Source organism: Gilliamella sp. ESL0405 (assembly GCF_019469205.1).
Lineage (GTDB): Bacteria > Pseudomonadota > Gammaproteobacteria > Enterobacterales > Orbaceae > Gilliamella.
This window is the reverse complement of sequence record NZ_CP048265.1, coordinates 313352-336492: the sequence shown is the minus strand read 5'-3', so window position 1 is coordinate 336492 and position 23141 is coordinate 313352. Positions and strand designations below refer to the sequence as shown.

Annotated in this window: 20 protein-coding genes and 1 rRNA gene; 6 read left to right on the top strand and 15 right to left on the bottom strand. The window is 36.9% G+C overall.

Annotated features, from left to right (window positions below; translation table 11 throughout):
* Positions 1-13 precede the first annotated feature (13 nt).
* The 7 genes from GYM74_RS01545 to murA all read right to left on the bottom strand — a co-directional run bounded on the left by GYM74_RS01545 (position 14) and on the right by murA (position 7995).
* Positions 14-1551 (bottom strand): 16S ribosomal RNA (locus tag GYM74_RS01545).
* Positions 1552-2441: 890 nt separating this feature from the next.
* Positions 2442-3512 carry an acyltransferase gene (locus GYM74_RS01540; RefSeq protein ID WP_220218749.1) on the bottom strand — a complete coding sequence of 357 codons (1071 nt, stop codon included), beginning with the start codon at positions 3510-3512 and terminating at the stop codon, positions 2442-2444.
* Between the two features lie 152 nt (positions 3513-3664).
* Positions 3665-3916, bottom strand: coding sequence for a GNAT family N-acetyltransferase (locus GYM74_RS01535; RefSeq protein WP_220218748.1), 252 nt, complete (start codon positions 3914-3916; stop codon positions 3665-3667).
* Positions 3917-4154: 238 nt separating this feature from the next.
* A complete protein-coding gene (pfkA, locus tag GYM74_RS01530) occupies positions 4155-5117 on the bottom strand; it encodes a 6-phosphofructokinase (RefSeq protein ID WP_220218747.1) in 963 nt (320 codons plus the stop codon).
* A gap of 92 nt (positions 5118-5209) precedes the next feature.
* A complete protein-coding gene (locus tag GYM74_RS01525; protein WP_220218746.1) occupies positions 5210-6106 on the bottom strand; it encodes a cation diffusion facilitator family transporter in 897 nt (298 codons plus the stop codon).
* Between the two features lie 7 nt (positions 6107-6113).
* Positions 6114-6689: a DJ-1 family glyoxalase III gene (locus GYM74_RS01520; RefSeq protein WP_370634041.1), complete on the bottom strand. Its 576-nt coding sequence runs from the start codon at positions 6687-6689 to the stop codon at positions 6114-6116.
* A 52-nt stretch (positions 6690-6741) separates the two neighbouring features.
* Positions 6742-7995, bottom strand: a complete 1254-nt coding sequence (gene murA / locus GYM74_RS01515) for a UDP-N-acetylglucosamine 1-carboxyvinyltransferase (RefSeq protein WP_220218744.1) — start codon at positions 7993-7995, stop codon at positions 6742-6744.
* A gap of 293 nt (positions 7996-8288) precedes the next feature.
* On the opposite strand from murA, the gene GYM74_RS01510 reads away from it, so the two are divergent.
* The 4 genes from GYM74_RS01510 to can all read left to right on the top strand — a co-directional run bounded on the left by GYM74_RS01510 (position 8289) and on the right by can (position 11506).
* A complete protein-coding gene (locus GYM74_RS01510) occupies positions 8289-8486 on the top strand; it encodes a YbdD/YjiX family protein (RefSeq protein ID WP_220218743.1) in 198 nt (65 codons plus the stop codon).
* 16 nt (positions 8487-8502) lie between these two features.
* Positions 8503-9543 carry a GTP-binding protein gene (locus GYM74_RS01505; protein ID WP_220218742.1) on the top strand — a complete coding sequence of 347 codons (1041 nt, stop codon included), beginning with the start codon at positions 8503-8505 and terminating at the stop codon, positions 9541-9543.
* A gap of 178 nt (positions 9544-9721) precedes the next feature.
* Positions 9722-10783, top strand: a complete 1062-nt coding sequence (locus GYM74_RS01500; RefSeq protein WP_220218741.1) for an FAD-binding protein — start codon at positions 9722-9724, stop codon at positions 10781-10783.
* A gap of 60 nt (positions 10784-10843) precedes the next feature.
* A complete protein-coding gene (gene can, locus GYM74_RS01495) occupies positions 10844-11506 on the top strand; it encodes a carbonate dehydratase (protein WP_220218740.1) in 663 nt (220 codons plus the stop codon).
* 2 nt (positions 11507-11508) lie between these two features.
* Here the strand turns inward: can and nrdG are convergent, their stop codons facing one another.
* The 5 genes from nrdG to trxA form a co-directional block, all read right to left on the bottom strand.
* Positions 11509-11982, bottom strand: coding sequence for an anaerobic ribonucleoside-triphosphate reductase-activating protein (gene nrdG / locus GYM74_RS01490; RefSeq protein WP_220218739.1), 474 nt, complete (start codon positions 11980-11982; stop codon positions 11509-11511).
* Between the two features lie 17 nt (positions 11983-11999).
* Positions 12000-14135 (bottom strand): anaerobic ribonucleoside-triphosphate reductase, encoded by a 2136-nt coding sequence (gene nrdD, locus GYM74_RS01485; RefSeq protein WP_220218738.1) that lies wholly within the window; start codon positions 14133-14135, stop codon positions 12000-12002.
* A 380-nt stretch (positions 14136-14515) separates the two neighbouring features.
* Positions 14516-15931 (bottom strand): NADP-dependent phosphogluconate dehydrogenase, encoded by a 1416-nt coding sequence (gndA, locus tag GYM74_RS01480; RefSeq protein ID WP_220218737.1) that lies wholly within the window; start codon positions 15929-15931, stop codon positions 14516-14518.
* A 182-nt stretch (positions 15932-16113) separates the two neighbouring features.
* Entirely contained in the window at positions 16114-17376 is a 1263-nt protein-coding gene (gene rho, locus GYM74_RS01475; RefSeq protein WP_220218736.1) for a transcription termination factor Rho, read from the bottom strand.
* Between the two features lie 358 nt (positions 17377-17734).
* The gene (gene trxA / locus GYM74_RS01470; protein WP_220218735.1) at positions 17735-18061 is read right to left on the bottom strand and encodes a thioredoxin TrxA; all 327 of its coding nucleotides are present in this window, start codon (positions 18059-18061) and stop codon (positions 17735-17737) included.
* Positions 18062-18220: 159 nt separating this feature from the next.
* Here trxA and rhlB point away from each other — a divergent pair, with 159 nt between their 5' ends.
* Positions 18221-19447 carry an ATP-dependent RNA helicase RhlB gene (gene rhlB / locus GYM74_RS01465; RefSeq protein ID WP_220218734.1) on the top strand — a complete coding sequence of 409 codons (1227 nt, stop codon included), beginning with the start codon at positions 18221-18223 and terminating at the stop codon, positions 19445-19447.
* A gap of 119 nt (positions 19448-19566) precedes the next feature.
* On the opposite strand, the gene GYM74_RS01460 is transcribed toward rhlB, so the two are convergent.
* Complete coding sequence (locus GYM74_RS01460; protein ID WP_220218733.1) at positions 19567-20175, bottom strand: TfoX/Sxy family protein; 609 nt, start codon at positions 20173-20175, stop codon at positions 19567-19569.
* A 317-nt stretch (positions 20176-20492) separates the two neighbouring features.
* Between GYM74_RS01460 and GYM74_RS01455 the strand changes: the two genes are divergently transcribed.
* Positions 20493-21137, top strand: a complete 645-nt coding sequence (locus tag GYM74_RS01455; RefSeq protein WP_220218732.1) for a hypothetical protein — start codon at positions 20493-20495, stop codon at positions 21135-21137.
* A 1-nt stretch (position 21138) separates the two neighbouring features.
* Here the strand turns inward: GYM74_RS01455 and glnB are convergent, their stop codons facing one another.
* Positions 21139-21477 (bottom strand): nitrogen regulatory protein P-II, encoded by a 339-nt coding sequence (gene glnB / locus GYM74_RS01450; protein ID WP_065586186.1) that lies wholly within the window; start codon positions 21475-21477, stop codon positions 21139-21141.
* Positions 21478-21498: 21 nt separating this feature from the next.
* Positions 21499-23133: an NAD+ synthase gene (locus tag GYM74_RS01445; RefSeq protein WP_370634033.1), complete on the bottom strand. Its 1635-nt coding sequence runs from the start codon at positions 23131-23133 to the stop codon at positions 21499-21501.
* Between the last annotated feature and the right edge of the window lie 8 nt (positions 23134-23141).

The following is a 23141-nucleotide window of genomic DNA, read 5'->3' as shown; positions in this document are numbered from 1 at the left end:
TACGAGCGCTTCGTAAGGAGGTGATCCAACCGCAGGTTCCCCTACGGTTACCTTGTTACGACTTCACCCCAGTCATGGACCACACCGTGGTAAACGCCCTCCCGAAGGTTAAGCTATCTACTTCTGGTGCAACCCACTCCCATGGTGTGACGGGCGGTGTGTACAAGGCCCGGGAACGTATTCACCGTGACATTCTGATTCACGATTACTAGCGATTCCGACTTCATGGAGTCGAGTTGCAGACTCCAATCCGGACTTAGACGTACTTTATGAGGTCCGCTTGCTCTCGCGAGGTCGCCTCCCTTTGTATACGCCATTGTAGCACGTGTGTAGCCCTGGTCGTAAGGGCCATGATGACTTGACGTCGTCCCCACCTTCCTCCGCTTTATCAACGGCAGTCTCCTTTGAGTTCCCGGCCAAACCGCTGGCAACAAAGGATAAGGGTTGCGCTCGTTGCGGGACTTAACCCAACATTTCACAACACGAGCTGACGACAGCCATGCAGCACCTGTCTCACAGTTCCCGAAGGCACTCTCGCATCTCTGCAAGATTCTGTGGATGTCAAGACCAGGTAAGGTTCTTCGCGTTGCATCGAATTAAACCACATGCTCCACCGCTTGTGCGGGCCCCCGTCAATTCATTTGAGTTTTAACCTTGCGGCCGTACTCCCCAGGCGGTCGATTTATCGCGTTAGCTTCGGAGCCCATCACTCAAGGCAACAAACTCCAAATCGACATCGTTTACAGCGTGGACTACCAGGGTATCTAATCCTGTTTGCTCCCCACGCTTTCGCATCTCAGCGTCAGTATCTGTCCAGAAGGCCGCCTTCGCCACCGGTATTCCTCCACATCTCTACGCATTTCACCGCTACACGTGGAATTCTACCTTCCTCTACAATACTCCAGATAACCAGTTTTAAGTGCAGTTCCCAGGTTGAGCCCGGGGCTTTCACACCTAACTTAATTATCCGCCTACATGCCCTTTACGCCCAGTCATTCCGATTAACGCTCGCACCCTCCGTATTACCGCGGCTGCTGGCACGGAGTTAGCCGGTGCTTCTTCTGTAATTAACGTCAATTGATGCACCTATTCGATACACCACCTTCCTCATTACCGAAAGTACTTTACAACCCGAAGGCCTTCTTCATACACGCGGCATGGCTGCATCAGGGTTCCCCCCATTGTGCAATATTCCCCACTGCTGCCTCCCGTAGGAGTCTGGACCGTGTCTCAGTTCCAGTGTGGCTGGTCATCCTCTCAGACCAGCTAGAGATCGTCGCCTTGGTAAGCCTTTACCCTACCAACTAGCTAATCCCATATGGGTTCATCAAATGGCGCATGGCCCGAAGGTCCCATGCTTTGGTCTCTCAACTTTATGCGGTATTAGCAGTCGTTTCCAACTGTTGTCCCCCTCCATTCGGCAGATCCCCATACTTTACTCACCCGTCCGCCACTCGTCATCAAGTGCAAGCACTCATGTTACCGTTCGACTTGCATGTGTTAAGCCTGCCGCCAGCGTTCAATCTGAGCCATGATCAAACTCTTCAATTTAAAGTTTGATGCTCAATAACTGTCTCTGACATTATTCAAATGAATCTTCAGTGTCACTTATCAAGACTTAATTTTTTGAGTCCGTAGACTTTTAATTTTTCGTCTCGCAAGTGCCCACACAGATTGTCTGTTTCTTATTTTTAAAGAGCTGACAGCTTCAATTTAACTTCACAATTGCTTGCTTCAGTTTGCTGTCTCAAGGGCTGCGTATACTACGCTACACCTTTTTATTCGTCAAGATCTTTTTTTAAAAAATTTGATCTTGCTCACTAATCACTTTTCCCGTCTGCTTTCGCTGACGCCGTGTCAGTGGATGCGCATTATAGGCACTTCATTTTTTTTAGCAAGCAAAAAATTGGCATTTTTTTTCGTTTGTCTTATATTTGTTCAGATCAATGCTTTTGGCAGATTTGATTTTCTACAAATATAAATAGGAACATTACGAAAAAACAGATTATTAGCAGAAAAATTGTTGATAAACTCATACGGCAAGCATTATCGCAAAATTATTTATCTAAATGACCAGAATAAAACTAAGGCGCCATATAAAACAGTGAGAATATCTATCAAACTGCACACCATTTCAAGGCTAAGCGCCATGTTATGCGATGATATTTTACCGTCTTGGATTGTCTATATAGGTTCAATTGTATAAATATCAAGCCCCTCTACTTACAATATCAATAAAGTAAATTGCTTGAGATCAAATCATACGCAATAACAATTCATTTTTATCATGATGATTTGATCTTTCAATCTATTTTGCTGCTGATCAATAACAAAGAGTGAGAAAACAAAAAACCAGTGCTTCGACTTGAATGCACTGGCTTTTTCGGTCAACTAATAATTATTCTTTAATCGTAGTTGATTTGAATGTGGATCAATAAATCCTATCGACTACCACCAATGAGAAATTTGGCTTTATCTCTGAAAATAAATTTTATTAGATTAGCAATTAGCACACTTATTAATAGTGTTGAGATTAAAAAGCTTATTGCTCCTAAGGCAGCTAGCTCACCATTACCAGTTTTAATGATGTCGCCAAATGGTGAGGCGATAACTTGTTGCTCTAACAATAATATGACAATTTCATGTATAAAGTAGACAGGAAAACTGATGTTAGCCATATAAGAGAAGAATTTATAAACTTTCCCTTCATTTGTTTTATGATTAATACTATCTAAAAAATAGAGTGCTAAGATAAATAAGACAATTTTTTGTAGCGTGTCATAATAAAGGTTTTCTACCCCAAAATAACTAACATAACGATAAGCATAGGGTATAAACAGACACAGGCAAAAAAAGAACATAACCAAAATTAAGTTATCTTTAACCGCTTTCATGATCTTTTCATAATTCTGCTTAATCATCATACCGGTTAAATAAACTGGTCCATAATGTAAGAGATTCAATAATGGCTTAGTAAAGTCAGGTTTAGTAAACATCACAACCCAAAACATGCAAATTAAACCGGCTATAATCAAACTTTTTTTAGACCAAGAATAAAGTAGTGGCCCCATTAAATAGATAATAATTATCATCGGCATAAACCATAAAGGTAAAAGCGCAGTACCAGTTAACATCATTTTAACTATGGCACTAACCATGCTTGTTTCTGTTGATGAATAAAATGGTAAACCGGATAAATATTGATAATGGAAAAAGAAGAAGCAGAATATCGATACGGATATATAAGGACAAACAACGGTTTTAAATTTGGATAAATAGTAGGTTTTAGTATCAAATTTATAAGTGAGATGTTGAAATAAAAAACCGGCGATTAAAACAAAAAAAGTAGTAAAGTTAAATGCAAATAAATTCAAAAAAGAAAACAGATAACTATTAGCAATTAAACCACTATTTTTAAATACCCCTAAGCTGTGGCTAAATACAATCATAATAATTGCTAAACCACGTAATACATGGATAGAATGAATTTTCTGAGCTTTTACTGATGTCATTTTCAAATACGGATAGTTAACAGATTTAATTTGCAATACATTAACACATATTCTTACAGAGAAAACTAGCTTTTACAAAAATAAAAAAACAAAATAAATCTTGACAAAAATAGACTTTAAATCCTTACATTATAATAAATATTTTCGCTTCGCTATTTTGCTAACTTTTTAGCTGCAAATGAACAGATAGGAATAATTTCCCGTTGTTCTTGCTGTAATTTTTCAACCACCCGATCTAATAATTTATCAGCAATGCCTTGCCCACGATAAGACGGCTCTATATAAGTATGATCAATCGTTGCTTTATTTTGCCCAATACGAGTAAAGGTCATTTCACCAACTTGATTATCATTTTCATCACAAACATAAAACCGATTTTTATCTTCTAAATAATGTAGTGACATAAGTTCTTTCCTTATTGACTGTTTTTAAGATTTATCGAGCGACTGCTAAGCTCACAGATGATTAAGAAAGGTAAAGACTACTTTAATATAAACGAATAATTTGCAGAAACGAAGTTTAAATCTAAAAGGTGAATTTTTGCCGATAATAACTTTAGCGCTATAAACTTCAAAATTTCACCTAATTGTTAGTTATATTACTTTGAATAACATTGCTTGAGCAATTTAAAATCAATCAATATTAAAATAAGCGTTTTGCTGTATTATATAAATCCATATCAAATGGTCGTTTCATGGTGTTGATCGCTTCGATAATATCGTGATGTACTAATTTGCCATTTTGTACACCGACACAGCGCCCAGCGTGTCCTTGCTGTAATAATTCTACCGCAAAAGCACCCATACGAGAACCTAAAATACGATCGTAAGGCACTGGTGAGCCACCACGTTGTACATGGCCTAATACTGTTGCCCTGGTTTCATGATGAACCGCCGCTTCAATATCAGCAGCTAGCTTATTCACATCGCACATATGTTCTGTAACAGTGACGATGGCATGTTTTTTCCCTTTTGCAAATCCTAATTTGATCTCTTCAATTAAGTCTTCTTTAGTATAAGAAACTTCAGGAATAATCATAAATTCACAGCCGCCAGCAACCGCTGCATTTAAGGTTAAATCACCACAATCACGTCCCATAATTTCGATAACCGAAATACGGTGATGCGAAGAACAAGTATCACGTAATCTATCAATTGCTTCAACGGCAGTGCTTAGTGCAGTGAAATAACCGATTGTGTAATCAGTCCCACGAATATCATTATCTATTGTGCCTGGTAGACCAATACATGGAAAACCTTCTTCCGTTAATCGCATTGCTCCCATATAAGAGCCGTCACCACCAATAACGACTAATGCATCGATTTGATGTTGTTTTAAGTTAGCAATAGCTTTTTGCCTAACTTCTTTATCTTTGAACTCCGGAAATCTTGCAGAACCTAAAAAAGTACCGCCTCGAGTAATAATATCCGATACACTCGAACGGTCTAACTGTGTGATTCGATTTTCACAAAGACCTAAGTAACCGTCATAAATACCAAAAACATCCAGACCTTCTGTTAGTGCAGTTCTTACTACACCACGAATAGCTGCATTCATCCCCGGTGCATCACCACCACTGGTTAAAATACCTATTTTTTTTATCATACAAAATAACTCCAAATTATTGACTTTTGGCTATTATAGAGTCTTAACAGATATCTAACAATAGAAGATAAAAGCTATTTTGAATGATTTTTCTACTGATTTTTTTCAGTAGGTACAACCGAGAGAGGATCTTGATGAATAATAACTTTTGCCGGAGAGAACTCTTTTGAGATGCTTTTTTCGATAGCATCAGCAATAGCATGCGCTTTAATTAACGGTAGATTATCATCCAGTTCAATATGCAACTGAATAAATTTAACCGGGCCGGCTTGTCTGGTTTTGAGATCATGGAAACCATGCACATCTGAATACATCGCAACAATTTCAGCGATTCTAGTGTTATCACTATCAGGTAATGCACGATCAAGTAGATCTTGAATGGCATTGTAAGCAATTTTACAAGCATTATAAAAAATATAGAGCGATATAAAAAATGCAAAGCCAGCATCGGCATAAGCAACCCCATACCAACTTAAACATAAAGCAATAACAACAGCAATATTCATAAACAAATCAGAAGAGTAATGCAACATATCCGCTTGTATAGCTTTACTTTTTGTGACTTTAATGACATGTCTTTGATATAAAATTAATGTTGCAGTAAAAACAGTAGAAATAGTTGATACCACAATACCTAGTAACGGCGTTTGAATACTGGTTGGATAGATCATTGATTTGATACTTGATAGCAATAACACCGTTGCAGAGCCGATAATAAAAGTACCTTGCGCTAACGCCGCTAGCGATTCAGCTTTACCATGACCAAAGGTATGGTCGTCATCAGCAGGTTTTAATGCATAACGAACTAAAAAGAAATTAAGACCAGACGCTAATAGGTCGATACCGGAATCTAACAATGACGCAAATAAGCTCATCGACCCGGTTAGCCAACAGGTAATTAATTTAATGATTATCAGAAAAGTAGAAATTAAAACAGCACTTAATGTCGCTCTTTTAACTAACTTTTCATACAATGCTGAAGATTGCATGTAATGGCTATTGATAGTTATCGATGCCAAGCGGTAAAACAAGTTGCTTTGCAACTTCCGCCGCTTTTTCAGCCCCTAATAAAGCATCAATGATTTTTAATGCAAAATCAATTGACGTTGCCGGGCCTTGACTGGTGATCACTTTGTGTTGTACATCAAAATAAGCTCTATCAGATTTCCAATGTTTAAATGCATCTTTAGTCGTCGGATAACCGGTCATGTATGCATCAGGAAGTAAATTATGATATTGAAACACCATTGCTGGTGATGCGCAAATCGCAGCGATAATGTTACCGGCTTGATGCGTCTGTTTTAATTTTTCAATCAGCGCCGGGCAATCTCTGAAATTTTCAGCGCCTTTTAAGCCGCCCGGTAAAATCACAATATCAAAATTAAGGTCTTTAACTTCGTTAAATGTTTTTTGCGCTAAAATTGTTACGCCTCGTGAACATTTAACTTCACGTGTTTGGGAGATACTGGCATCGGTCACTTCAATGCCTGCACGGGTTAAAAGGTCAATAACAGTCACTGCTTCTGTTTCTTCACAGCCTTCTGATAAAAAGATTAATGCTTTTTTAGTCATCATTACACTCCTTTTAACCCTAATGATTTAACACAAATTTGACAGCACAAAATTATTCGCATCTTTCAATTTTGGCCCCTAACTTTCTTAATTTGTCTTCTATATTGTCATAACCACGATCGATATGATAAATACGATCAACAATAGTTAAGCCATCGGCAATACAACCGGCTAACACCAAACTAGCTGACGCACGTAAATCAGTTGCCATAACTTGAGCGCCACTAAGTTTTTCAACACCATGAGTGATTAAGGTATTACCTTCGATTTCAGCTCTTGCACCCATACGAATAAGTTCAGGTACATGCATAAATCTATTTTCAAAAATGGTCTCTTTAATAATACCGGTACCTTGTGCAACCATATTAAGTAAAGAGAATTGTGCTTGCATATCAGTTGGAAAGCCCGGATGTGGTGCGGTATGGATATTAACCGCTTGAGGTTGTTTACCTTGCATATCTAAACAGATCCAATCATCACCGGTTTGGATATCTGCACCGGCTTCTTTTAGTTTTGATATGACGGCGTCAAGTAAACTAGGATCGGTATTACGACAAGTTATTTTACCTTTTGATATGGCTGCTGCAACTAAAAAAGTACCAGTTTCGATACGATCAGAAACAATTTCATGCACTCCGCCACCTAAACGTTCAACCCCTTCAATCTCAATACGAACAGTACCGGCACCTGTTATTTTCGCGCCTAAAGTATTTAAAAATTTAGCTGTATCTACAATTTCAGGTTCACAAGCAGCATTTTCAATAATGGTTTTACCTTCTGCTAATGTAGCTGCTGACATAATTGTCACAGTCGCACCAACACTGACTTTATCCATTACAATATGTGCGCCTTTTAATCGACCATCCACTGATGCTTTAACATAGCCTTCATCAAGGGTTATGGTTGCCCCGAGTTGCTGTAAACCGGTAATGTGTAAATCAACGGGTCTTGCACCTATCGCACAGCCACCGGGTAATGAAACCTGTCCTTGACCAAAACGAGCAACTAATGGCCCTAAAGCCCATATTGATGCACGCATTGTTTTAACTAAATCGTAAGGTGCGCAATAGTTATTAAGTTGGCTTGCATCAAGTTTAATGGAGCCATTACGTTCACACTTCACTCCTAATTGACTTAATAAAGCTAAAGTCGTATCAATATCTTTTAATTTAGGAACATTTTGTAACTCAACAGGATCTTGCGCCAAAATTGCAGCAAATAAGATAGGTAGTGCCGCATTTTTAGCACCAGAAATAACAACTTCGCCATTTAAAGATGTTGGGCCGATTACGTGAAACTTTTCCATTATTAACTCGTTATTGTAAAAAATTGTCGGTATTATAAAAGTTATTTTAAGATAGATAAATGCATTTTATTAAATATATTGTTATCTTTAGGCTTTAAATAAGTTACAACAAATATAAATGATATAAAATAACGTATTTAACCATGGTTACTGTTAATCAATGATTGACTCTAATTAATTGACATTTTATAGTGAAATGTCTTTAGTTGAATAATTTTGCTAGTTTATAAGAAACTAAAAAGTTATCATTCATAATATTATGCAATAAAACTTTACTGAGTAAGAGAAAACCTATGTTTGATTCAATTGCCAAAGCAGGAAAATACCTCGGTCAAGCAGCTAAACTCATGGTGGGCATTCCCGATTATGATACCTATGTGCAACATATGAAGTTGACGCATCCCGATCAGACCCCAATGACTTATGAAGAGTTTTTCAAAGAGCGGCAAGATGCACGTTACGGCGGTAAAGGTGGTTTTAAATGCTGTTAACCGTGAGAGATAAGTAATGACAGACCAGCTCCCTTCTTCTTTACTGCCCGCCACTTTACTAACTGGTTTTCTCGGTTCCGGTAAAACAACGCTGATCAATTATCTGTTAAAACATCATCATGATGAGAAAATAATCATCATTGAAAACGAATTTGGTCCGGTCAACCTTGATAGTGAATTATTAAATACCAGCACAGATATTCAAATTGTCGAAATGACAAATGGTTGTATTTGTTGTACCGTGCAGGGTGAACTTACCGAAGCACTACATCAATTACATGCTCAACGAGCCAGCGGAGAGCTGCAATTTGATCGGCTTATTATTGAAACTACAGGCCTTGCCGATCCCGCACCGATTATTCAAACGTTTTTTATTGATGATTTAATCCGTCAAGCCATTGAACTTGATGCAATTATTACTCTCGTTGATGCCCAACATATTACTCAACAGTTAGATGAGCACCGTGTTGCGCAATCACAAATTGGGTTTGCCGATCGCATAATTATCACAAAAACAGATTGCATTGATGATGAGCGAAAATCTCAAGTATTAAATAGAATCAATAAAATTAATAATAAAGCACAAATTTTTCAAGCCATTAAGGGGGAAATCCCGAAATCACAATGGCTAGACATTCATGCCTTTGATTTGAACGATGAGCTTAATATTAATCAAGGCTTTTTTGTCATCAACCCTTCAAAAAATCAAGAAGTTAATTTCAAATCTATCCCCTATGCCAAACCGTCTAACGCTTGGAATGATAATATCTGTTCTTATCTGTTTGAAGCCGGAGAACTTGATCTTAAAAAGATTGGCAGTTTTATGGAAAGTTTAGTCGAGCAGTACGGAAATGACATGTTACGTTACAAAGGGGTATTGGCAATTAAAGATAATGAACAACGTTTGATTGTTCAAGGTGTACATAAAGTGGTTGGATTTGACTATGGCTCACCATGGCAAGATCCAGCGCAAAAAGTGTCTCGCTTAGTGGTGATTAGTCGTAAATTACCATTTGAAACCTTAAATGAAGCATTTTTAAAAACGGTTGCCAATTAACGCTTTGATTGAAAAAGCACATTTAATATTTGTTTTTTATACTGAAACGTAGGGTATTTCTGAAAGTTCTTGACAAAAATAACGAATCTCATCAATCATTGTACGAATAAACACATTTTGCAATAAATTGTGTTAATATAAGCGCCATTCAAAAGCTCAAAACTAACGAAATAAAAGCATGGATTACGATATTGCAATTATTGGTCTTGGACCAGCCGGCAGTACACTAGCGCGTCTACTTAGCTCATCTTTCAAAGTTATTGCATTAGATAAAAAACATCAAACTGGTGATGAAGGGTTTCATAAGCCATGCGGTGGATTATTAGCCGATGATGCACAAAAAGCTTTTGTCAGACAAAATTTAAATTTACCAAAAAGTATTTTGACCGATCCTCAAATCTTCAGTGTCAAAACATTTGATTTACAATCAAAACTTGTGCGTAATTATCAACGCAGTTATGTCAGCTTTGATAGGCACAAATTTGATCTTTGGTTGAAATCTCTCATCCCGGAAAATGTCACGGTTCTACATAATACGTTATGTAAAGAAGTGAGAAGAGTCATTGATGGCTATCAAGTTACTTATCAAGACGAAAATAAAGTAGAACATAACATCACCGCACAATATGTTGTCGGGGCTGATGGTGCTAATTCAGTTGTCCGAAGAATGCGTTATCCAAATCATTCGATAAGGCAATATGTTGCCATTCAACAATGGTTTGCTGAAAAAAATCCGCATCCTTTTTATTCATGTATTTTTGATAATGCGACAACTAATTGCTATGCCTGGAGCATTTCTAAAGACGGATACTTTATTTTTGGTGGTGCCTTTGCCAAAAAAGAAGCCAATGAACATTTTGAGTTATTAAAAGAGAAATTAACTCAGCAAGGATTTGTTTTTGGTGAGCCATTAAAAACCGAAAAATGTTTAGTCGTTTACCCAAATCGATTCCGTGATTTTTATACCGGTAATGAAAACATATTTCTAATCGGCGAAGCCGCAGGATTTATCAGTGCCAGTTCGTTAGAAGGAATTAGCTACGCGCTTGATAGCGCTGAAATTTTAAGCAAAATATTCAATGATCGGCACCCCAAACCGAATAAACGTTATTATCAAAAAACCATGCCACTACGCATCAAACTGTATAGCAAAATCATTAAGGCCAAATTTTTAACCACACCATTATGGCGTAAATTAATCATGGCAAGCAAAATCCAACACATAAATACAATAAAGTAATTAGTACGTGTTAGCAGTTCACTCTGTCAAATAGTAATGAAATAAAAGGAAATAATGAGTATGTTTGATGTAAACGATCTGATTCGTTTTAATCACGAATGGTCAGAAAAAATAGAATTAGAAGATCCGGATTTTTTTAAACAGCTTGCAATTGCTCAAAATCCTAAGTTTTTATGGATTGGTTGTTCTGATAGCCGAGTCCCTGCTGAAAAGCTGATCAAATTAAAGCCCGGCGAATTATTCGTTCATCGTAATGTCGGTAATTTAGTCATTCACACCGATTTAAATTGTTTATCAGTCGTACAATATGCGGTTGATGTGCTTGAAATAGAAGATATTATTGTATGTGGTCATTTAGGCTGTGGTGGTATTCGTGCGGCGGTTGAAAATCCGGACTTAGGCTTGATCAATAATTGGTTATTGCATATTCGTGATTTATGGTTTCGTTACAGTTCGTTAATTGGTGAATTTCCGGCTAATATCCGTATGGATATTTTGTGTGAACTAAATGTTATTGAACAAGTCTATAACCTTGGCCATTCAACCATTATCCAATCGGCTTGGCAACGAGGAAAGAAAATCAACTTACATGGCTGGGTTTATGGTATTGATAATGGCAAGATCACCGATTTACACATCAGCTCATCCAGCAGTGAAAATTTAGAAATCAATTATCGTGAAGCGATTTCTTACCTGTTAAATCTACACAAATCACAACAATAATTTTAGGATGGATCTTTAAAACGGTAGATGACTTGATTGCTACTTCCTCGCCATAATAGCCTTGGTTCGGCAAGTTCTTGCACAAACTTGCCATCGATAAGTACATCAATATAAGGAATAACCGCTTGTTGTTCAGCGGTTAATTCGTCAAGTTTATACCCTGTCCATAACCAGATATCTTTATTCTCACACTCAGATTTCACCCGTTTAACCAATTTTAATATTGCCGGGACATTTTGCGGATGCAACGGATCACCGCCGGAGAGGGATAACCCTTGACGTTTAATTTCGGTGTCTTGTAAATCTTTAATAATTTGATCTTCAAGTGATTGTGTAAATGGCGAACCAGAGTTTAATCCCCAAGTACTTTTGTTATAGCAGCCGGGACACTGATGTACACAGCCTGCTACAAAAAGTACACAGCGAGTCCCTTCGCCATTAACCACATCGACTGGATAGTAACGATGATAATTCATAAGTTTTTCATGAATAATTAGCCAATTTGACCATTATTTAAGTGTTTTACTCGTCGTTTCACTTCTTCTTGCTTGCCAGCATTAAACGGACGAGCATCAGGACTACCTAAATAACCACAAACACGACGAGTCACAGAGACCTTTGATGAATCATGATTGCCACAACTAGGACAAACAAATCCTTTGCTGGTACATGAAAATTCACCCGTAAAACCGCATTCATAACACTCATCAATCGGAGTATTAGTACCATAATATGGAACACGAGTATAACTATAATCCCATACATCTTCTAATGCTTTGACATTATTGATCATATTTGGGTATTCGCCGTAGCAAATAAAGCCACCGCTGGCAACGGGTGGATAAGGTTTTTCAAACTCGATCTTCTCGTATGGATTAACCTTTTTCTCAACATCAAGATGAAAACTATTTGTATAGTAACCTTTATCCGTCACGCCCGGTATGACACCAAATTCAGCCGTATCTAACCGACAGAAGCGATCGCATAGATTTTCACTCGGTGTACTATATAAACTAAAACCATATCCGGTTTCGGCTTTCCATTGTTCAACAGCTTTACGCAGATGTTCAACAATTGCCACACCTTTAGCTCGTAATGTGTCATTATCAAACGGATGTGTTTGGTTGCCATAAAGTGCATTTAAGGTTTCATGAAGCCCGATATATCCTAATGAAATTGATGCACGACCATTTTTGAAGATTTCAGAAACGCTGTCATCCTCTTTTAGCCTTACGCCACATGCCCCTTCCATATATAAAATAGGTGCAACACGGGCTTTAACACCATCAAGACGAGCGATACGCGTCATAAGTGCTTTTTTGCAAAGTGCAAGACGTTTATCTAATATTTCCCAAAAACGCGTTTCATCACCTTTAGCTTCAATAGCGATACGTGGTAAATTTAAGCTAATTACGCCCAAATTATTTCGCCCATCATGAATTTGCTCGCCGTCTTGCTCATAGACACCTAAAAAGCTTCGGCATCCCATTGGCGTTTTAAATGAACCGGTGACTTCGACAACTTTATCGTAATTCAAAATATCCGGATACATACGCTTACTTGCACACTCTAAGGCAAGTTGTTTGATGTCATAATTTACATCACCTTGTTTATGATTTATGCCATCTTTAATCGCAAAAACCAATTTTGGGAATACGGCAGTTTTATGATTTTTACCTAAACCTTGAATACGGACTTTTAAAATAGATTCTTGAATCAAGCGTGATTCCCAGCTTGTTCCCAAACCAAAACCAAACGTCACAAATGGCGTTTGACCATTAGCAGTATGTAACGTGTTGACTTCATACTCTAAAGATTGGAAAGCATCATAACACTCTTTTTCGGTACGACTTTCAGCATAAGCTTCCGGATTTGGAATATCCCATTGTTCAGCAATTTTTTTATGTTTTTGATAACTGATTGTGACAAATTTTGCCAAAATCTCATCAATACGATTAATGGTTGTGCCACCATAAATATGGCTTGCAACTTGCGCAATAATTTGTGCGGTTACTGCTGTGGCTGTCGCAATCGATTTTGGTGGTTCGATTTCGGCATTCCCCATTTTAAAACCATTTGTTAACATGCCATCTAAATCGATTAACATACAGTTAAACATGGGGAAAAAAGGCGCATAATCTAAATCATGATAGTGAATTTCACCGCAATCATGAGCATGAGAAATATCTTTCGGTAATAAATATTGTTTAGCATAGTGCCTTGCAACAATTCCAGCGAGTAAATCACGCTGAGTTGGGATTACTTTGCTGTCTTTATTAGCGTTTTCATTTAAAATAGCGACGTTACTTTGTTCAATCAACCCTCGAATATCTTGATTTAAACGACTGCGCTCTTCACGAGCACGATCACGATCATGACGATATTCAATATAAGTTCTGGCTAGTTTTTTATAAGGACCTGACATCAACTGATTTTCAACAGCATTTTGAATTTCATTAATATCGACACTGTCTCGTTCTGCCATTTGATTGGTAACAACTCGAGCGACAGCTGCACAATAATCAGGATCTTGAACGTTAGCTGCAACAGCAGCTCTGACAATAGCATCTTTAATTCGAGTCTCATTAAACGCAGTTTGACAGCCATCTCGTTTGATTACAACAGGCATATATACTCCCCTCAACATTCATTAATAATTAGCGCTTGGCATAGGCTTGGTATCAACATAAATATTCATTGTAATTATTAAGAACAATTCATTTTTTGTCAGAATATTTGGTTTTACTTGATAAAGACCAGGATTTTCACATCGCTTAAACAACACTATATATAGTGGATATAAATGAATTATACACCATATATTGTGCTTTTCTAGATTTTTTAATAAATAAATTTGCTTGACAACGCTAAAGCTAATCGCCGCCAGTATTTTTTTTCATAGCGAAAAAAGAAACGACATAAAACAGATTAATCAAGAAAAGATAACTGAATTAGAGTGCAATTTTCATTGCACTCAATTTGAAAAGTTCAATAACAAAACAACACTATTTATGACTCAATGTTTAACCAATCAGTATGGAAAACACCTTCTTTGTCGATTCGTTTATAAGTATGTGCACCAAAATAATCCCGCTGAGCTTGAATCAAATTAGCGGGTAGCACAGCTGAACGATAGCTATCGTAATAAGCTATAGCTGAAGATAATGTTGGCACCGGGATCCCTTGTTGAACAGCTAAAGACACAACATCCCGTAATGATTGTTGATAAGCTTCAACTGTTTGGCAAAAATAAGGGGCAAGCAGTAAATTATCGATGTGATTATCAGCCGTATATGCATCGGTAATTTTTTGTAAAAACTGAGCACGTATAATACATCCGGCTCTAAAAATTTTAGCTATCTCGCCATAATTAAGTTGCCAATTATAGTGCTGTGAAGCCGCTTTTAACTGTGAAAAGCCTTGCGCATAAGAGATGATTTTACCCATATATAGCGCTTTACGCACTTTCTCTATTAACGCTTGTTTATCACCCGTAAAAGCAACCTGTTTTGGACCTTTCAAAATATTCGATGCCGCAACACGTTGCTGTTTAATGGCTGAAATATAACGTGCAAAAACCGACTCAGTTATCAATGATAAAGGTTCACCAAGATCTAAAGCGCTTTGGCTTGTCCATTTACCGGTACCTTTATTCCCGGCGGCATCTAAGATTTTATCAATTAAATAATCACCATTTTCATCTTTAAATCTGAAGATATCAGCGGTAATTTCTGTCAGATAGCTATCTAATTCGCCTTTATTCCAATCCGCAAAGACATCAGCAAGTTCATCATTAGTCAAACCGACGACATGTTTTAATACCCAATAGCTTTCAGCAATCAGCTGCATATCACCATATTCAATACCATTATGTGCCATTTTGACATAATGACCGGCACCATCGGGACCAATATAAGTTACACATGGCTCACCATTTACCTTCGCGGCAATTTTCTCTAAAATTGGGGCAACTAATTCGTATGCCTCTTTTTGACCGCCAGGCATGATAGATGGTCCTTTTAATGCACCTTCTTCACCACCAGAGACACCTGCACCAATAAAGTTAAACCCTTCATCAGAAAGCATCTTATTACGGCGAATGGTATCTTCAAAATAGGCATTACCGCCATCGATAATAATATCACCTTTATCTAATAGTGGTCTTAATTCATTGATAACAGCATCAGTACCTTTACCAGCTTGTACCATAATTAAGATTCGGCGAGGCTTTTCTAAAGAGTTCACAAAATCTTCAATGGTAAAATAAGGAACCAAGTGCTTATCAGAATGTTCAGCCATGACTTGTTCTGTTTTATCTTTAGAACGATTATAAATCGAGACAGAAAATCCGCGACTTTCAATATTCAGCGCTAGATTTCGCCCCATAACGGCCATTCCAATAACACCGATTTGTTGTTTAGACATGATTTGGCTCCTTAATTTAATCTCAAATAACCCTGTTAATAAGGTTGTTTTTACAACATCTTTAATTTAAAAAGTTCTATAAATTATAAATTACGCTATATTTTGCCACAAAAAAAGCCGTATCAGTATATAACACGGCTATTTTTCATTACTTTAATAATATTTTGTACTGACTGCGCAAATCATGAACGCTTCATCATTTCAAAAAACTCGTCATTGGTTTTAGTCATGGCAAGTTTATCGATTAAAAATTCCATTGCGTCAATCTCACCCATTGGGTTAAGTATTTTGCGTAAGATCCACATTTTTTGTAGTTCATCAGGTGAGGTCATTAAGTCTTCTTTACGCGTACCGGAACGGTTAAAGTCAATAGCAGGGAACACACGGCGCTCAGCAATTTTACGCGATAAATGGACTTCCATATTACCCGTACCTTTAAACTCTTCGTAAATAACTTCATCCATTTTAGAGCCGGTATCAATCAGCGCAGTAGCAATAATGGTTAAGCTTCCGCCCTCTTCGACATTACGGGCAGCACCAAAAAAGCGTTTAGGACGATGTAAAGCATTTGCATCTACACCACCCGTTAATACCTTACCAGATGAAGGAATAACAGTGTTATATGCACGTGCCAAACGGGTAATTGAATCTAATAAAATAATGACATCTTTCTTATGTTCGACAAGACGTTTTGCTCGTTCAATTACCATTTCAGCGACTTGAACATGGCGAGCCGCTGGCTCATCAAATGTTGATGCAACAACTTCACCTTTCACTAATCGTTGCATTTCGGTCACTTCTTCCGGGCGTTCATCAATCATTAAAACAACTAATTCACATTCAGGATGATTGACCGCTAAACTTTGTGCAATATTTTGTAGCAACATTGTTTTACCCGCTTTAGGTGGGGCCACAATCAAACCACGTTGACCTTTACCGATAGGCGATGCTAAATCAAGAACTCTGGCTGTAATATCCTCAGTTGAGCCATTTCCGCGTTCCATGCGTAATCGAGAGTTGGGGTGAAGTGGAGTTAAGTTTTCAAAAAGAATTTTATTGCGGGCGTCTTCAGGTTTATCATGATTTACTTCATTAACTTTTAATAAAGCAAAATAACGCTCACCTTCTTTCGGTGGTCTAATTTTACCGGCGATGGTATCACCCGTTCTTAAATTAAACCGTCGAATTTGGCTAGGAGAAACATAGATATCGTCCGGACCTGCTAAATAAGAACTATCGGCCGAGCGTAAAAAGCCAAATCCATCTTGCAAAATTTCCAGCACACCATCACCAAAGATATCTTCTCCACTTTTGGCATGTTGTTTTAAGATTGCAAAGATAATGTCTTGTTTTCTAAGGCGGGCAAGGTTTTCAAGCCCCATTGTTTTTTCCCCAAGCGCTACAAGCTCAGAGACAGAAGTGTTTTTTAATTCAGTTAAATTCATAATTTTAAAAATTCTTGAGGATAAAATTGATATGTTTGCAATTACTGCTAAATTTGTATATTTCTTTCATTTACTTATAAAAAATTCTCTTTCTAACAATTCACAAACTTAATCTATTGTTAAACTTTTGATGATAATTATGTGTATAGGTTTATAGAATTTTCACCACTTTACCAAGAAAAACAAAGGATTGCTGAAAGGGGTTCTTGTAAGAAGCTAGCAATGTACACTAAAAAAACGGGCATGTCTATATTAAATTATAGATTTTGCCCATTTTTAAGCGAAATAGTGTAGAAAAACAAAATAAGCGTAACAATAATTACGCTTATTTTATTGTAATGGTGGATAGAATAAGAAACTAAAGTTGCGCATCAATAAAGCTTTTTAGCTGTGCTTTAGATACTGCACCTACTTGTGTTGCGACCACTTTTCCGTTTTTAAAAATTAATAAAGTGGGTATTCCACGAATGCCAAATTTAGGCGCAATATTTGGGTTTTCTTCGACGTTTAATTTGGCAATAACAATCTTATCACTATATTCTGATGCAACTTCTTCCAAAATTGGGGCAATCATTTTACATGGTCCACACCACTCAGCCCAAAAATCCACTAAAACAGGTTTTGTTGATTCGTTGATAGTTTTATCAAAAATACTTTCTGAAAGTGCAACGATATTATGACTCATAGTCGTAATCTCCAATAATATAAATTTTATGGTTTTAATGTTAGGACATTTTACCGCTCTGTGCTAGTAATTATTTTAATAGGACATAATTATTAGTGATGCACTAGCTGTTAATATGTTATAATCGAAAAATTCTGATAATTATCTTTGACAACCACAATGATTCAATCATATCTTACAAAAACGACTTTTAGTCAGTTTCCTTTACATCCTTTAGTTATCAAAGCACTTGAAAAAAAGGGTTTTACTTATTGTACGCCTATTCAAGAACAAACGTTACCTTTTACTACAAAAGGTATTGATATTGCAGGACAAGGGCAAACAGGAACAGGCAAAACTATCGCTTTTTTAGCCTCAACCTTTAGTCACTTATTGAATCACCAACCGCTTGCTGATCATAGTATTAATCAACCTCGAGCAGTTATTATTGCACCTACCCGTGAATTAGTTGTACAAATTTACAATGATGCGCAAATATTATCTGAGGAAACCGGTTTAAAATTAGGTCTTGCTTATGGTGGCGATGGTTATGATAAACAATTAAAAATGCTATCAGCAGGTGTGGATATTTTGATAGCCACTACCGGACGATTAATCGATTATGCTAAGCAAAATTACATCAATCTGGAATCGATTCAAGTTGTGGTGTTAGATGAAGCAGATCGGATGTTTGATTTAGGATTCATTCGTGACGTTCGTTGGATTTTCAGACACATGACACCACCACAAAAGCGCTTAACAATGCTCTTTTCAGCAACCTTAACCCACAACGTGCGTGAACTTGCCTTTGAGCATATGAACAATCCACAATATGTAGAAGTTGAGCCCGAACAAAAAATTGGCCACCGTATTAAAGAAGAGCTGTTTTTCCCTTCTAACGAAGATAAACTGGCTTTGCTACAGACCCTTATTGAGGAAGAGTGGCCTGATCGTTGTATTGTATTTGCTAATACCAAAGTTGCTTGCGAAAAGATTTGGCGCCATTTAGTCGCTGACGGTCATCGTGTTGGATTACTAACCGGTGATATCGCACAAAAGAAACGTCTATCGATTCTTGAGCAGTTCACTCGCGGTGATTTAGATATTTTAGTGGCAACTGATGTTGCTGCACGTGGATTACACATTCCAAATGTAACACATGTATTTAACTATGATCTGCCTGATGATTGTGATGATTATCGACATCGGATTGGCCGTACCGGCCGAGCGGGTGCTGAAGGCTATTCTATTTCATTGGCTTGTGAACGTTATTCACAGAATTTACCTGCAATTGAAAAGGCTATCGATCATGCCATTCCGGTAAGCCAATATGATCCAAATGCGTTGCTAACCAATTTACCTGTACCTAAAACATTTAAAAGAACAACACGAAGAAGAACGTCATAAAAAGAAAAACCTCATAAATAGTTACAACGTTAGCTAAAAACAATTAAATACCATCACTAAGGTGCTTATGCCTGTGATGGTATTATCTTAATCAACAATTAATTATAAGCTATTAATACCTACTCTTTTTTTTCTAAAAAAGATTGGTAATCTTTTTCAATTTCTTTGATTAATGTTTCAGATAACGATGCAACATGCCGACCATTTAGCGAACCATATAACGTAAATAACAGATTGCTTGAAATATCTGGTTTTTTATTCTTTATTCGGTAAAAAGCTTCTAAATATCCGATTTCGATAAATTTTTCTAAATCTGTAATCCCAACACTGTACAATAATTTTTCCAATGAAAAAGTAATATTCGGTAGTGATTTAATACGCTTCTGTTTTTGTTCTTTTTTTTCATGCAGATCAAGTTCAGCATATTCAATTACCATTTTTACAATGGGAAGTAATTTTTGATGATCTTTCAACAAATCATCGCTAACTTTATAATAGTCAAGCTGCTTAGTTGCAATCCCTGCAGGTAAATTTAAAGGTTGCATGCCCAATTCAATAAAAATTGAGCGATAAAAAGCGTGCCCTCGTAAATAAAAATTTTGTTTATCAATCCAACCAAACATGATCTGTTTGCTGTTAATGCTAAACCCACCAAAAAACGTTTTAATCGACACATCTTCAAGACAAGAAAATTGTTTTAAGATTTCATTTGCAAATATAGAACTCATAATTTACTTCCATTTAAACTTAATAAAACAAATAACTTACATAAGTTACTACTCAATTTAAACTATCTTAAAATTTCTAATCCACAAACTATTTTTTTTATAAATTCATCATTATGGGATCTTCCTTCCATAAATGAATATAAAAAATATTTGTGCTTGATAAATTGAATTTTTGTGGGGCTAAATTCATTTATGATATTTGGTTGTTTATTAAGTAGACTGTTCTTAATAAATCTTTAAAAAGAAAAGCTGCTTTTACATTGTTATTCTGCTTAAATAATAATACAATCAGTACTTATTCGTTTAATGGTGCTTTTTTGTCAGATATAATCAATATGATCAAAAACCTTATTACTTTATTTTTTGTGTTTTGTTCATTTATCGCTTCAGCCGATAAAGTACCGTTAATAGAGTCACTAGCGCTTTGCTCGCCTGAGTTTTTTAAGGATGTTTATGCATCTAAAGATGAATTGAAAGCGCATACCAATATTGAAGTTTTTAATCAAAATCAAGCTTATATTCCTGTTGAAAATCGCGCCGATACAACCAAAAACTATATTTACTTTAAAACCCCAATTTTATATAAAAATCTTAAGATTATCGGTTATTATGATAGCGCAATGAATCTGGATAAAATGGGTAAATACTATTTTTGGGGATTTATTATTGATAATGATATCGAGCAGATTAAAGATGCTTTAAATTTTCTCAATTGGAAAAATATGGAAGATAATTTGCTCTATATTGCTAATCCAATGATTCGCAACATCAACGATGATATTCAAGTTTGGCGTAAAAACACTGGCGCCGTTGTTGGTGTTAAAACCATTCCAGCACCGAATACCACTGAAAAACTACTGTTACTTGAGAAAGGTGATAATATGCGCCTTCTAATCTGTTCTATTCAAGGGGTTGTAACCCAAGAGTTACTTAAACAGGAAAGACCGGATATTCGCTACTAAGTTAAATAGCGGATTCATCCATTTCCCCGGTACGAATTCGTATCACTTGCTCCACGTTGTAAACAAAGATTTTACCGTCACCGATCTTGCCTGTTTGAGCCGTTTTCATAATTGTTTCAATGCACATTTCTAAAATATCATCAGGCACAATAAGTTCAATTTTAACTTTAGGTAAAAAATCGACCATATACTCTGCACCACGATAAAGCTCTGTATGCCCTTTTTGGCGACCAAAACCTTTAACTTCTGTGACTGTCATACCGGTAATACCTTGATCGGCTAGTGCTTCTCGAATGTCATCGAGTTTAAATGGTTTGATGATAGCTTCAATTTTTTTCATAGTTTTGCCCTTAATTCGAGATTACCAGTTCTTAAATCCAAAAGCAGATGTAATTGGATATCGTCTGCCTTTACCAAAGTTGCGTGCTGTAATTTTTGGTCCTACCGCTGACTGGCGCCGTTTATACTCATTAATATCCACCAATTTAATGACACGTCTTATTGTTGATTCATCATAACCTTGCTCAATAAGTTGTTCAACGGAAAGATCCTGCTCTACATAACCTTTTAAGATACCGTCTAAAATATCATATGGCGGTAAGCTGTCCTCATCTTTTTGATCAGGTGCAAGCTCTGCTGAAGGAGGACGAGTGATCACTCTTTGTGGAATAACATAAGAACGAGAATTACGATATTTTGATAACGCAAAAACCATTGTTTTTGGCACGTCTTTAAGTACATCAAAACCACCAGCCATATCGCCATAAAGTGTTGCATATCCGACCGACATTTCACTTTTATTACCGGTTGTTAGTACTAATCGACCACGCTTATTCGAAAGCGCCATTAAAATAACACCCCGACAACGTGCTTGTAAATTTTCTTCTGTTGTATCTTTTCGGGTACCTGCAAACATTGGGCTTAAAGATGACATAAATGCATCAAACATTGGTTCAATCGATATAATATCAAATTCAACGCCTAAAATTTCGGCTTCTTCTTTAGCATCAGCAACGCTGATATCAGCAGTATAACGAAACGGCATCATCACCGCTTGAACTTTATCTTTACCTAATGCATCAACAGCAATAGCTAGTGTTAAAGCCGAATCAATACCACCTGATAGTCCTAAGACAGCACCGTTAAAACCATTTTTGGTGATATAATCTCGCGTTGCCAGTACAAGCGCATCATAAACAGACGCAAGCACATTATCTTCTTGGCTATCAATTGCTTTATAAGCTTGCCCTAATTGAAAACGAGCGACTTGCTCTTCAAAAGATTTTAATTGGCAAACGATATCGCCATGCTCATTACAAACAAAAGAGTCACCGTCAAATATCAGCTCATCTTGACCACCGACTTGATTGACATAAATAATCGGTAATTGTGTTCTTGTTGCATGGCGCTTAACCAGTTCATGCCGATATCTTGGCTTCTCAATATCATAAGGGGAAGCGTTAACGGTAATGATAATATCCACTTGCGCTGAACTTAACTGATCAATTGGTTCATCTTGCCAAAGATCTTCACAGATCAATAATCCCAGTTTTTTTCCTTTAAAATCGACAACACAACTTTGATTACCTGCGGTAAAGTATCGTTTTTCATCAAATACATCATAATTTGGTAAACACTGCTTATGGTAACAAGCCAATTGTTTGCCATTTGAAAATAATGAAAGAGCATTATAAATATGTCCGTTTTGCCAATGTGGGTGACCCACAATAACTGCGCACTGCTTACTTGCTTGCAAAATAGAGCCTAACGCTTTTTGACAACGATCTTTGAAATCAACACGATAAATTAAATCTTCCGGCGGGTAACCACAAATTGCCAGCTCAGAAAACACAATAAGATCATCAGCGGTATGGTTGTGCATCAGCTCAATAATTTGTTGGGTATTTGTTTCAATATCGCCAACACGCCAGTTTTTTTGCGCTAAAACAATAGATAAAGACATATAAAATTCAACATCGCTTTTAAAAATTGGCATTAATTTTA